Here is a 13,222-nt window from a genome sequence, read left to right on the forward strand (position 1 = left end):
AGAGCGTTATGGAATCGATATTATTACATGAAGATAGACTTTTTCCTGCCGATGAAGCAACCCGAAGTGTTGCAAAGGCGCTGTATAAGGAAATTCGAGATCTCCCTATCATAAGTCCACATGGCCATACTGACCCACGTTGGTTTGCACAAAACAATAATTTCACCAATGCAACCGAGTTGTTTATCACCCCTGATCACTATGTGTTCAGAATGCTGTATAGCCAAGGTATTAAATTAACCGATATTGGTGTGCCACGTTGGGACGGCGGCGAAACGGAAAAGGATCCACGTAAAATCTGGAAACTTCTGGCAGATAACTATCATCTATTTGCTGCCACACCATCGCGTTTGTGGTTAGACACTGTATTTCACGATGTATTTGGTTTGCGAGAGATGTTGTGTAGCGACAACGCAACGCATTATTACGACCACATCACTGCGCAGCTTCAAGGGGATGACTTTAAACCCCGTGCACTGATGGACCGCTTCAATATTGAAGTGATTGCTACCACCGAAGGCGCCCTTGATGCCCTTCCTCATCACGCAGCGATTAAAGATACACCGTGGGCAAAGCGGGTTATCACCACCTTTAGACCTGATGATGTAGTCGATGCTTCACGCGAAGATATTGTTTCAAACATTGAGAAACTTGGTGAACTCACCGGTGAAGACACTGCAACCTGGCAGGGCTACCTGAACGCAATTCGTGCACGACGTGCCGTCTTTAGAGAACACGGTGCAACAGCAACGGATCACGGACACCCAACGGCGAACACAGCTGATTTAAGTGAAGCTGAGTGTATTGCTTTATTCGATAAAGTAAGAAGTGGAAACAGTAACGCTGAAGAGCAAGAGCTATTTAGAGCGCAAATGCTTACCGAATTAGCGGGAATGAGTGTAGAAGACGGCATGGTGATGCAAATTCACCCTGGTTCGTTTAGAAACCACAACAGTCAGCTCTTTACACAGTTTGGTCGCGATAAAGGCCACGACATTCCAATGCAAACAGATTTTGTTAAAGCGCTTCGCCCGTTACTCGGTAAATACGGTAACGAGCCTAACCTCGACATTATTCTATTTACATTAGATGAAACCACGTACAGCCGTGAATTAGCACCACTTGCAGGCCACTACCCTTGCCTGAAACTTGGTCCTTCTTGGTGGTTCCACGATAGCCCTGAAGGCATGTTGCGCTTTAGACATCAAGTGACAGAAACCGCAGGTTTCTTCAATACTGTTGGTTTTAATGACGATACGCGCGCGTTCTTGTCTATTCCTGCACGTCATGATGTTGCCAGACGCATTGATTGTCGCTTCCTTGCACAGCTAGTTGTGGAGCACCGCATCAGTGAAACAGAAGCGGCCAGCATTGCAAGAAAACTCACTTATGATTTTGCTAAACAAGCGTACAAACTGGGGTAATCATGACAAAGCCGTTATCAATTTCAACGCTACCTCTTTTAAGTGACAGCGTAAGTAAACCAAATTACGATCTGGAAGCAACCGGTTGTGGCATTGTGCATATTGGTCCAGGTGCCTTTCACCGTGCGCACCAAGCGTATTATACCGAAAAGGCGCTGGCTTATGGCGGTGACTGGCGCATTCACGGTGTGTCAATGCGCAGCGCATCTCTTAAAGAAGCGTTGAGTACACAAGACAATCTCTATGCGTTGTGTATTGTTGATAACGAGCCTGAAACCCACATTATCGGCGCAATTAAAACCCTTTCTACATTAGCACATGATCGTGAAGACATTGTTGCTGCACTGGTAAACAAGCAAACTAAAATTGTGACGCTTACCGTGACAGAAAAGGGCTATTGCCTTAATGCGCAAGGTCATCTAGATACTGATCATCCGGATATTAAAGCTGATTTAGTCACGCCAGAAACACCGGTAAGTGCAGTTGGCCTAATTGTGCAAGCGCTAGCACAACGTAAGCAGGCAGGCTATGCAGATATTACCATTATCAGCTGTGACAACGTGTCAGACAACGGTAAAAAGCTGCAAAAAGCGGTGACCGAGTTCGCCAATAAAACGGACGAATCACTCGGCCAATGGATCAGCGAGAACATCGCCTTCCCCTGCACTATGGTTGACAGTATTACGCCAGCAACTGAAGACAGCTTTAAAGCCAACGTTGCCGCTGAGCTGGGTTTAACTGATAACTGGCCTATTCAGCGAGAGGCATTTACTCAATGGGTGGTTGAAGATAATTTTTCTGGCCCACGACCCGCTTGGGATAAAGTTGGCGTTACTTTTACTCATGATGTGAGCTTCTTTGAAAAAGCTAAGCTTCGCATTCTAAACGGCACACATTCAACACTGGCCTACATAGGGTTATTGCTTGGCAAGGAAACCGTATTCGACGCAATGCGTACCCCAGCCATAAAGCAACTGATTCAAACCATGTTGAAAGAAGAAATTGTTCCGTCTCTATCCAGTGATAACGAGAATGCCGATAGCGGAACACAAGACTTCGATCTGAACGCTTACGCACAAGACATTGTTAAGCGCTATGAGAATAAGCATATTCGCCACTTGTTGTCGCAAATTGCTTGGGATGGGTCACAGAAAATCCCATTTCGAATTCTCGACACAGTACGCGATAACCTAAAAGCAAAACGAAATATTGATTTGCTCTGCAGTGCCGTTGCGGCCTGGTGCCTATTTGTAAACAACAAGGCACGTTTAAACGAAACTATCACCGACCCGCTAGATAGTATGTTAAGGGCCACAGCAAAATCGGTAGACTTTCAGGCAATAGAACTTGCTAAAAAATTGCTATCTCTTGAAACCATGTTCGCTGAACTGTCGGTAAACACTACGTTCAAAGAAAAAGTGCTCGAAAAAGTTAATCAGCTGCTTAGCATTTTATCGCACGTAAACAGCAACGAAGGTCAGCAAGGTTCTGCTCCCACTACGTTAACAGAAAGTTCGCTAGATTCACTAAAAGGAACCGCGTGATGAAAAGTACCTTTTCCATGCTTAAAGGCGCCCCATTACTCCCTATTATTCAGCCTAAATCTGTTGACGAGGGGCTTCACCTAGCAGAAGCAATTGCAAATAGCGGCCTGTGCAACATAGAAGTAGTGAAACGCAGCGACGCAGCATTTGAAGCCCTGTCAGCGATTAGAAAACAGTTTCCTGAACTCGTTGTGGGCATGGGCACATTGTTAAATCGCAACCACGTATTTGAAGCGTTGGATGCAGGCGCGCAATTTTTGATAACGCCCACAAGCTCAGAGACATTGCTCGATACACTGATTGCGTCTAATGCACCCTTTTTGCCAGGTGTCGCTACGCCTGCCGATATTCTTTTGGCGCACCAAAAAGGCATTCGCGAGATGAAGTTCTTTCCTGCGAGTCTTAGCGGCGGAACACCTTTTCTTAAAGCGATTTCAAGCGTATTTAGCGATGTTTGCTTCTGCCCTACCGGCGGCATTAATGGCGACAACGCCAATGAGTATCTCTCGCTTGGCAATGTAAGAGCAGTAGGCGGTACATGGATGATGCCGAAGGCAGCCATTGAAGCGAAAAATTGGCAAGCTATAACTTTGGCATGTCAACAAAGCCTAACATTGTTTGATGAGGCTGCGGCATGAGCATAGTTGATACCAACCAAAGAATGGTTATTTTTGGCGAGTGCATGGTAGAGCTTCGAAGCACTCAGCGTGAGTCATCAGTTAGTACGCGCGATGAAAACACAGATAATAATCTGATGGCGAAAAGCTTTGCTGGCGACACGTACAACACTGCGGTTTATTTAAAACGCTGCTTGCCTTCATCTTCCATTAGTTACTTAACGGCGATCGGCGCAGACTTTTTAAGCGATGAGCTGCTGTTTAAAATGGGTGAGCACGAAATTAACACTGATTTAGTGTTTCGCTCGTCGTCGCGTAACCTTGGCCTGTATATGATCCGCAACGACAACGAAGGTGAAAGAACCTTTGCATATTGGCGTAACCAATCTGCAGCAACACAGACGCTCAACATTATGAAGGGCGCTGAATTTGCTTGTGATTGGTTTTATTTGAGCGGTATCTCTATTGCCATTTTGGATGACGAACAGCGCGCTACACTTTTCGAACTAATTTCGTCCCTCAAGGCCAAAGGAAGTAAGATTGCCTTTGATCCTAATTATCGAGCTCGCCTTTGGTCATCTCAAGAAGATGCCAAATACTGGATGGGTAAGGCATATGCTGAAGCAGACTTGGCGTTCCCAGGTGCAGACGACCATTTAATGCTGTTTGGCCACACTAATGCTGATGAAATATTTAGCTATTTAGCCGACAAACAGATTGAAGAAATCGTGATGAAAAACGGGGCGGTTGGCGTCCATATACTCCGTCAACAAGAACAATGTATTGTACCTGTTGAGCGTGTTGAACAGGTGGTTGATACAACGGCTGCTGGCGATGCATTTAATGGCGGTTATATGGCCGCTCGACTTGCAGGTAGAAAGCCTGTTGAGAGCGCGAGCTATGGGGCAAAAGTGGCAGCGACTGTGATTACCTACCCCGGTGCCATTATATCAAGCGATGCCTTCACTAATCACATACCGTCGCTATAGTCGGTATGTGACATTCCTCTTTCTTTTCTCTTCTATTTCCTGCCATTGTAACCATAAACAAGCACGCTAATTAAGATAAAGGCGATCCCCCACTAAAGAACGCGGCACGCCCGCAATAACGCGCCACTTCATTTTTATGTGAGCTTACAACGTGTCTCGATATACGTATTTTGCCAGTGGGTGCGCTGTCGCTTTTAGCTCTCGCACGAATATTTGCGCCATTTTCGCCGCGCCCACAACGTTCAAGTGAGTGTCATCCGTTTTGCCTTCAGGGTAGCGCGCATAAAGGTCGGCGGGCACCTTAATGAAGTAATGGTTGCTGTTAGGCTCGCCTACCTGTGCAAGAAAATTGCAAGTTAAAGCGTTCATAGGAATAAATGGCACGTTATTTTGTGCTGCCACTTTCTTCGCTGCATCGGCATACGCCAGCAACGTCCGTTTTAATACACCTTCCTCAGTGAAATGACGCCTGCAAATACTACTTGCGATAATCACTGATGCCCCTTTTGCTTCAACATCCTGAACAAACTGATTCAAGTAAGCTGGATAAGCATTTTCCGGGTCGGCATAGCGAGCAGGATCCGACTGTTTTTGATCGTTATGACCAAACTGAATAGCCACAAAATCACCTTCAGACAGATCGGATAACAGAAGCTGCCAGCGTCCCTCATCTACAAATCGCTTTGTGCTTCTGCCGTTAGCCGCGTGGTTTTTAATATTAAGATTAGGCAGCATGAATTCAGAAAGCAATTGCCCCCACCCACGCTCTGGATATGACAACATAGGCTTGTCTGACATGGTTGAATCGCCGACCAGATGTAGGGTAACTGGCTTTTTGTAGGGTGGAGCTTTTACAGCCTCTTCACTGCCTTTATTAGTAGCGCTTTGGATTGAAGCACTTTGGGAACCCGAACTGGTAAGCGCATAAGCGCTAGATTGCGCCGCGTAACTAATGTGAAGTGTACTCGTGCCTTGCTGGTCTGCCACTGCAAAAGTACTCGATACAACGAAAACGCTTGCAAGACTGTAGCGCAGCGCGTTGAATATTTTCCCTGTGGTGGGTTTACTTGAATTTTTCACACCTTTTCTCCTTTTCAATATTTCTATTGTTGCGATGCAAATTGCTCGAAAAGTGAGGTAGAGGCGTGCTGAACTCCTCCCGGCCTACACTTTTTGCACATAAAAAAGGCCATCATTACGATGGCCAAACACACCCGTCTTCACGGAACACAACATTTAATTATTATCTCAGGCCGGCCAACATAATTGGCCGGCCTGTTTTTTTACATAGTATAACGAGCGCCAAGGAAGAACTGACGGCCCGTGTGGTTGTACTCACGTACCAAGTTCAAAGAGCCATCACCCGTGGTAAACAAGCGCTCGTACTCATCGGTAAGGTTAATGACTTCAAAGGTCAACGTTAGCTCGTCGTTTACGTTATAAAATGACGAGAAATCTACCTGCGTAGGTCCTGTCGTACCGTGCGCAACGTTACCATTGCTGCCAGTAAAGTCTGTCAGGTAATCGTCGCGTTTGTTAACTGACACACGCGCACCGTATTGGTCTGTTTCGTAATACACCGTAAAGTTGTACGATGTTTCACTCATACCTTCGATGTCGTCAGCGTTAACGTGCGTATAGTTCGACACGATACCCATGTTTTCGAACAGGCCTGGTAAGAAACTTAGCGGTTGCTGATAAATTAGCTCATAACCGCTTACACTTCTGTCTTCAGCGTTAATTGGACTGCTATGCTCGTATGGAATAGTGCGAGGGTCTAGCGCAATTACAGGGTCAAACTGTGCATCGTTGTCGATAAAGTCGTAGTAAGCACTGTCGACTAAACGCTCTTCTGATGCGCGAACAATCCAGTTATCAATGTCTTTGTAGAACACTGTTGCTGCTAGTAGCGCTTCGTCATCGAAGTACCATTCAACACCAAAGTCAACGTTGTTCGACGTAAACGGATCAAGGAATGGGTTCCCCACGCTCACCGAGCCGTTAATATAATCAAAGCTTGGGTTACCAGGGTTTAATGAGTTCAGGCTTGGGCGAGTCATAGACTGTGTTAAGCCAAGACGAACAACTACGTCATCAGTTGCTTCAAGTGCTAAGTTAACTGCTGGTAAAAAGTTATTGTACTCGTTTTCGATTTGTACCGTTTCGCCTTGAATAAAGCCTTCAGAGGTTGTGGTTGTTTTCACATAACGCACACCGTAATTAGCGCGAAGTAACATGTCGGCAATCTCATAGCTCGTATCAAGCTCAAGGTACATAGCTGATGTTTCTTCGCCTACTTGCCAGCTTTGTGCAGAACGCGGTGTCCAAACAACATCTAACAATTGGCTATTAATAGCGTCAAAGTCGGCAACAAGGAACGGGTCAAGAGGGCCATCAAAACCACTTCCGAAATCGTCTACCGGCATAATTTCAGCAAAACCTACTGCCGAGTCTTGATCTGGGAAGCCATTTATTTGCTCTTCACTGTAGGTTACAACACGGTCATTGTAGGCAAAGCCAGCCTTAATAGTGACTTCATCACCTAAGTATGTCGCATCAAATTTGACCGTGTCGTTTTCACGCAATACATCAGTAGCACGTAATCGGCCATCGCTTAGATTATAGTTGCTTGCATCGTTAACATCGTAACCGTAAGTCACTTCTGGCGCGTTGCTGTTATTGCTAAAGTCAAAGCCGTAGCTGGTTTCTTCCAGCAGCGTCATATTGTAACGATATTGCTCTGAACGAGCGTCAGACTCTGCAGTACCGGCCATCATATCAAGTTTAAGGTTTTCACCAATAAACCACTCGCCAGAAATTACAAATTGGCTAAAGTCAGTGGTTGATTCCTGTAAACGGCTTTCAATACGCGATTTGATACCGTCGTACGTACCAGCCAGCACCTGTTGACCATTAGGATGAACAGTAATGGAGGTAGGTGTAATTTCTTCGAATGTACTTCTGAACATGTGGAAGAAGTTATACATGGTACGGGTGTTATCAAGCTTGGACACTAAACCGTCTAGCGTTAGTGTGAAATTATCTGTTGCAGCCCACTGAATTGAACCGGTGAAGCCTACACGCTCTTGATCATTACCAAAGTAGTCAGGTCTAGGTAAACGAGGAGTCCATAAACAGTTAATCGGGTCTACCGACTCACCTTCATACTGGCAATCATCTACGTCAGGTGTGCCGTTAACAACCGTGTTTGATGTATCGCCAAAGATGCCACCACCATCGCGAACTGGAGTAGTCCAACGAACTGTACCAAAACCTTCCTGTCTTACTGTACGCTCTGAGAACGCGGCCGAGAAAAGCACACCGACTTTGTCGTCAGCGAAACGGTTGCTGATCATGAAAGCGGCGCGAGGATCGGTCTCTTCTGTAATGCTGTTATAGCCGCCTTGAAGAGATGAAACGAATTTAAAACCGTCGTAATCAAACGGCTTTGCCGAGTACAGATCAACCGTACCTGCAATGCCGCCTTCTTCCATAGAGGCGGTAGGAGATTTTTGAATATCTACGCGGTTGAACAATTCAGAAGCGAAAATGTTAAAGTCAAAGCCACGTCCACCGTTTACACCGCCACCTGAATCTGTGCCATCTGTACTTGCTGGCACCTCCATGCCATTAAGTGTTGTGCGGGTAAATGAAGGGCTCAAACCACGCAAAGTAATTTGGCGCCCTTCTCCACCTTCACGAGAAATGGCTACGCCGGGTACACGTTGAATTGACTCAGCAATATTTAAGTCCGGGAATTTACCAATGTCTTGCGCAACAATTGATTCTTTACTGTTAACTGATGTTCGCTTTTCCATCAGTGATTTATTAAGTGATCCACGAAAGCCTGATACTTCAATGACTTCCATATTTTGCGCTTCGGTTTCACTGGCTTGTTCGTCTGTGGCTTCTTGCGCATGAATATGTGCGCCTGACAACGCTAGCGTAACAAGAACAGCGAGTTGCTTTTTCTTTGGTAACATTGTTGTTTCTCCGGTTTTTATATTTATAAGAGACGCGCATACTGACAAAAGGTGAAGATGCTTTTGAAACGTGTGTGAACCATTCAAATTTACACAAATTCAACATTTATCGTATTTAACCATTTCACTTCCCTTTATGCCACCGGATAACATTTTGGTGATTAATACCGTCAATGCTTTACATTTATCCGATAGCACGTCTTGGCTGTTAAGGAAGCGAAAACGCGTCAATTCTAATTCATTCTCTATAGTGGTCTCGTAAACCACCAAAACCTTGAATGAGAAGAGTTGCAGGGTACAGCTATGTTTTCTAATTAACGCAAAACTTCTCTTCGGCAATAATGTAAACCTCGAAAACAACACTCAAGCTTTACATTTGATTTACATCCTAAACAGTTATGCTACCGGTGGCAACAATTTTGTTGAAAAAATTTACAATAAGTAGAAATTTGATATGCAATGATGAAAGAAGAAGAGACTATAGAAACTAACCAAAGCAGGATGAGCGCTTTAATTAAAACATTTAAATACAGTTATTTATGTACCATTTAACACTTTTTAAACGCGTAAAATAAAAGTTAAAAAATGTAAATAATTCCGTTGACATATGAGCAAATAAAAACCATTATGCTACCGGTAGCACAGAGTGTATTTACAATGTTATAAAAATAAGGGTTTGTTATGCTAAAAGGTATTCTACGCGCAGCTTCCGTTGTAGCTTGCACGGCGTTTGTTTCTTCCGCTGCTAATGCAAATGATTGGGTACAAATGCCTCTCGACAACACACAATCATGGTCTATGAGAATGATAGAGTCTGAGATGGTGCGTTTCCCAGAAGCTTGGCAAATCGATTGGGATGAAAAGCCACAATGGGATTACGTTCACGGTCTCAACCTTCTTGCCATAACAGAAGTCTATCAAGAGACTAAAGATCCCCGTCTCCTGTCTTATGTAAAAGGTTACTACGACATGTTGGTTCAACAAGACGGAAGTATCAAAACCTATGATATCAATAAGTTTAATATTGATATGGTTAACCCTGGTAAAGTGCTGTTTTTCCTCTATGAAGAAACCGGCAACCCTAAATACAAAAAAGCCGCTGACCTACTTAGAACGCAGCTTACTACTCACCCACGTACCGAGCAAGGTGGCTTTTGGCATAAGAAACGCTATCCAAACCAAATGTGGCTTGATGGCCTATACATGGGGGCCCCCTTCTACGCTGAATACATTGTTAAGTACGGCGATATGAAAGAGCTAGACGACGTATTTTTGCAATTTGAACTCATTGAAGAGCACCTTTACGACGAAAAAACAGGCCTCCCCTTACATGGCTGGGACGCATCTAAAAAGCAAAAGTGGGCTGATAAAGAAACAGGTCTTTCTCAACATCACTGGTCACGTTCGCTAGGTTGGTATGCTATGGCAATGGTGGATGTGCTAGAAGTTGTTCCTGCCGAACACCCAAAGACACCGTGGCTAAAAGCGCGCTTTAAAGCGTTTATCGACGCTACGCTTACCTATCAACATAATTCAGGCACATGGTATCAGGTTACTGACTTGGGAAGCCGTGAAGGAAACTACCTTGAAGCATCAGGTACAGCAATGTTGACCTACGCTATGGCCAAAGGTGCAAGCCTTAAGTTTCTTCCTGAGGAATACAAAGCTCACGCAGAAAAAGGGTTTGCTGGACTTCTTGATCAAATGATTTCGGTTAATCCAGATACTAACGTTATCAGCCTTGAGCAAGTTTGCGCCGTTGCTGGTCTTGGTGGAAATCCATATAGAGATGGTTCATTCGACTACTACATGAGTGAGCCAATCAGAGCAAACGATGCGAAAGGTGTAGGCCCATTCATTCTGGCTGCACATTATTTGAATAAGTAAAAAGCGCTAAATTGTAAATAAAAGGGGTATATGATGGTCCGACCTAACTCACCGAATGCCAGACGTCACTTCTTAAAGTCTGGTCTCGCCACCACTGTTGCAGCTTCTGGGATGGCTGTAGGTGTTCCTACATTCCTATCCGGATGTGCAAATGTGACCGAAACGGGAAGGACTCAACGCCAGTGGGACGCCGAAGCAAACCTTATTAAAGGGATGATAAAGCGCCCCACCTTTGCAAAGCGCGAAGCTAATGTTACCGACTTTTTAAATGAAAATGGCAGTGACTTTAAGCAAGCGTTACATGCAGCTATCGACCAAGTCGCACGCCAAGGTGGCGGCAAAGTGGTTGTGCCAAAAGGCGACTGGCTATGCAGCGGCCCAATTCACTTACAGTCGAATATAAACTTGCATATTGAGGCAGGCGCAACAATTCGATTTTCTACCAATCCTGATGATTACAAACCATATGTTTTTACTCGCTGGGAAGGTATGGAGTTAATGGGTTACTCCCCTCTTATTTATGCTTTTGAGCAAAGTAATATCGCAATCACCGGCAAAGGTACGCTTGACGGTAGCGCGGCGAAAGACAACTGGTGGCCATGGAAAGGTAAGTGGAAGGCTTCAACATGGGGTGACGATCCGGTTGAGAACCAAAAATATACCAGAGACACGCTGCAAGAAATGGTAGAAAACGGGACACCCGTTAGTGACCGCGTTTTTGAAAATAATTACCTGCGCCCTCCGTTTATACAACCTTACCGCTGTGAAAATGTACTTATCGAGGGTGTTACCATCCTGCGCTCTCCATTTTGGTTAGTTAACCCTGTGCTTTGCAAGAACGTCACCGTTAACGACGTGTACTGTAAAAGTTTCGGCCCAAATTCGGACGGGTGCGACCCTGAAAGCTGCACGAACGTTCTTATCTCTAACTGTACATTTGATACAGGGGACGATTGCATTGCCATTAAATCTGGACGCAATGCAGACGGCAGAAGGGTCAATGTTCCCTGCAGTAATATCGTCATAGAACATTGCGAGATGAAGGCTGGCCATGGCGGTGTTGTAATCGGCAGTGAAATATCCGGCGGTGTAGAGAATCTCTATGCTCAGCATTGCACCATGAGTAGCCCTGATTTAGACCGCGGCATTAGAATTAAAACCAACAGTATTCGGGGTGGTCACCTAAAAAATCTAAACTATCGCAATATCGATATTGGGACGGTGAAAGACGCTGTTGTCGTGAATTTCTTCTACGAAGAAGGTGATGCCGGTAACTTCCCTCCACTACTGGAAGATATCACTATAGAGAACTTGAACGTTGCGTCAGCTAACCGGGCCTTTGTGCTTCGCGGGTATGACCATACGCCTATTTCTGGGTTGACGTTGAATAACATAACGATAAAACGTGCGCTTAAAGATGCCGTTATCGAAAACGTAGCGCATCTTTCAATAAACAATGTGTTTATTAATAGCCAACCATTTAACAAGCACGGGCTGTAGAAGAATAAATACTATGGAATTTAATAAAGCACGTGTCAGTCTTAGTTTAGCCTTTGTGTTGCTGGCAGGTATACTTTTCAGTGGATTAAGCGCGGCAATGCCAGCAACGACGGATGTAGTGGTAGCTAAATCACATGACAGTGACGATGACAGTGACGTAACTAAGGACGCTTTACCTCATTTTAACTCTGTGTCCCAAGCTGTTGCTTATATCGCGTCTCACAAGCCACAAAAAGATAAAGTATGGACCGTCTTTATTAACGAAGGCATTTATCGAGAGCGTGTCGTCATAAACGTTGATAATGTTCACTTTGTGGGCCAGTCGCAAGAAACAACGACTATCGTTTTCAATCGGTATGCAGGTCAACAAGTCGCAGAGAATTCTCAAGAAAAATGGGGAACTCGTCGCACTGCCACTGTGGAGATTTTAGGTGATAATATCACTCTGGAAAATATCACTATCACCAATGATTTTGATTATCCCGGTAACGAGGTCAAAGCAAAAGACGATCCTACTCGATTATCAGGTACGCAGGCAGTAGCGCTTAAAACCGATGTGAACTCAGATCGCACTTACCTTAAAAATGTCGCACTTTGGGGTTACCAAGATACCCTCTATTTAAAAGGTGACCGCGCTCTGATTGAAGGCGGAACAATAGCAGGACATATTGACTTTATTTTTGGTGAGGGCACCGCGTTTTTTGAAAGCGTTTCTATTGTTTCCCGTACACGTTACTCTGGCGGTGATAGCGAAGGACTAACAGGCTACATTACCGCCCCAAGCACTCATTTACAGCGTCCTTATGGGTTAACGTTCAATAACTGTAGGCTTGAAAGAGAACAAGGCGTTCCAGATGAAAGCGTGGCACTGGGAAGGCCTTGGCATCCTACAACCACCTTTTCAGATGGCCGATATGCAAACCCTTACGCTGTAGGTAAAACCACGTTTATCAACACCTATATGGCAGGTCATATCATCCAAAAGCGCTGGACTACTATGGGTGGAACTACGCCATCAGGTACAAAGAGACCATTTAATCCCCACACAGAAGCAAGATTTTCCGAGTACCAATCTCATGGAGAAGGTGCACCTAAAGCAGTCTCCTCACCAGCAATAAACTCTCATTTTCTGAATGATAAAAACGCGGCTTTTTACACTAAAGAGGCGGTATTGCGAGGCTGGGTGCCTAATAACATCCCGAACGATATTAAATAGAGCAACATAAGCGTAAGTAATTTGCTCGGCACATTGCGTAACCACTTGGTATCTATTATCTT

The 13,222-nt window shown here is 44.8% G+C and carries 9 protein-coding genes; 7 read left to right on the plus strand and 2 right to left on the minus strand.

The window, feature by feature from the left end; genetic code table 11:
* Positions 1–8: 8 nt before the first annotated feature.
* Genes uxaC through AWH61_RS14590 form a run of 4 tightly spaced genes read left to right on the plus strand, consistent with a single transcriptional unit; the run spans position 9 to position 4,574 of the window.
* Positions 9–1,424, plus strand: a complete 1,416-nt coding sequence (uxaC, locus tag AWH61_RS14575; protein WP_039225321.1) for a glucuronate isomerase — start codon at positions 9–11, stop codon at positions 1,422–1,424.
* Between the two features lie 2 nt (positions 1,425–1,426).
* Positions 1,427–2,968: a mannitol dehydrogenase family protein gene (locus AWH61_RS14580; protein WP_075177450.1), complete on the plus strand. Its 1,542-nt coding sequence runs from the start codon at positions 1,427–1,429 to the stop codon at positions 2,966–2,968.
* A complete protein-coding gene (gene eda, locus AWH61_RS14585) occupies positions 2,968–3,606 on the plus strand; it encodes a bifunctional 4-hydroxy-2-oxoglutarate aldolase/2-dehydro-3-deoxy-phosphogluconate aldolase (protein ID WP_014976837.1) in 639 nt (212 codons plus the stop codon). Before AWH61_RS14580 ends, eda begins: the two co-directional genes overlap by 1 nt.
* Positions 3,603–4,574, plus strand: a complete 972-nt coding sequence (locus AWH61_RS14590; protein WP_075177451.1) for a sugar kinase — start codon at positions 3,603–3,605, stop codon at positions 4,572–4,574. Before eda ends, AWH61_RS14590 begins: the two co-directional genes overlap by 4 nt.
* A 144-nt stretch (positions 4,575–4,718) precedes the next feature.
* Here the strand turns inward: AWH61_RS14590 and AWH61_RS14595 are convergent, their stop codons facing one another.
* On the minus strand, positions 4,719–5,654 hold the full coding sequence (locus AWH61_RS14595; RefSeq protein ID WP_075177452.1) for a rhamnogalacturonan acetylesterase: 936 nt from the start codon (positions 5,652–5,654) through the stop codon (positions 4,719–4,721).
* Between the two features lie 203 nt (positions 5,655–5,857).
* A complete protein-coding gene (locus tag AWH61_RS14600; protein WP_014949881.1) occupies positions 5,858–8,557 on the minus strand; it encodes a TonB-dependent receptor in 2,700 nt (899 codons plus the stop codon).
* A 681-nt stretch (positions 8,558–9,238) separates the two neighbouring features.
* Here AWH61_RS14600 and AWH61_RS14605 point away from each other — a divergent pair.
* From AWH61_RS14605 to AWH61_RS14615, 3 genes are read left to right on the plus strand one after another with little or no spacing between them, the layout of a single operon-like run.
* Complete coding sequence (locus AWH61_RS14605) at positions 9,239–10,444, plus strand: glycoside hydrolase family 88/105 protein (RefSeq protein ID WP_075177453.1); 1,206 nt, start codon at positions 9,239–9,241, stop codon at positions 10,442–10,444.
* A gap of 33 nt (positions 10,445–10,477) precedes the next feature.
* Positions 10,478–11,944, plus strand: coding sequence for a glycoside hydrolase family 28 protein (locus AWH61_RS14610; RefSeq protein WP_014976841.1), 1,467 nt, complete (start codon positions 10,478–10,480; stop codon positions 11,942–11,944).
* A 13-nt stretch (positions 11,945–11,957) separates the two neighbouring features.
* Positions 11,958–13,160 (plus strand): pectinesterase family protein, encoded by a 1,203-nt coding sequence (locus tag AWH61_RS14615; protein ID WP_075177454.1) that lies wholly within the window; start codon positions 11,958–11,960, stop codon positions 13,158–13,160.
* Positions 13,161–13,222: the final 62 nt, after the last annotated feature.

The organism is Alteromonas sp. W12, assembly GCF_001924945.1.
Lineage (GTDB): Bacteria > Pseudomonadota > Gammaproteobacteria > Enterobacterales > Alteromonadaceae > Alteromonas > Alteromonas macleodii.

Coding starts and splice junctions, on each gene's coding strand:
- uxaC (WP_039225321.1), top strand. CDS start 9: ATGGAATCGATATTATTACATGAAGATAGACTTTTTCCTGCCGATGAA.
- AWH61_RS14580 (WP_075177450.1), top strand. CDS start 1,427: ATGACAAAGCCGTTATCAATTTCAACGCTACCTCTTTTAAGTGACAGC.
- eda (WP_014976837.1), top strand. CDS start 2,968: ATGAAAAGTACCTTTTCCATGCTTAAAGGCGCCCCATTACTCCCTATT.
- AWH61_RS14590 (WP_075177451.1), top strand. CDS start 3,603: ATGAGCATAGTTGATACCAACCAAAGAATGGTTATTTTTGGCGAGTGC.
- AWH61_RS14600 (WP_014949881.1), bottom strand. CDS start 8,557: ATGTTACCAAAGAAAAAGCAACTCGCTGTTCTTGTTACGCTAGCGTTG.
- AWH61_RS14605 (WP_075177453.1), top strand. CDS start 9,239: ATGCTAAAAGGTATTCTACGCGCAGCTTCCGTTGTAGCTTGCACGGCG.
- AWH61_RS14610 (WP_014976841.1), top strand. CDS start 10,478: ATGGTCCGACCTAACTCACCGAATGCCAGACGTCACTTCTTAAAGTCT.
- AWH61_RS14615 (WP_075177454.1), top strand. CDS start 11,958: ATGGAATTTAATAAAGCACGTGTCAGTCTTAGTTTAGCCTTTGTGTTG.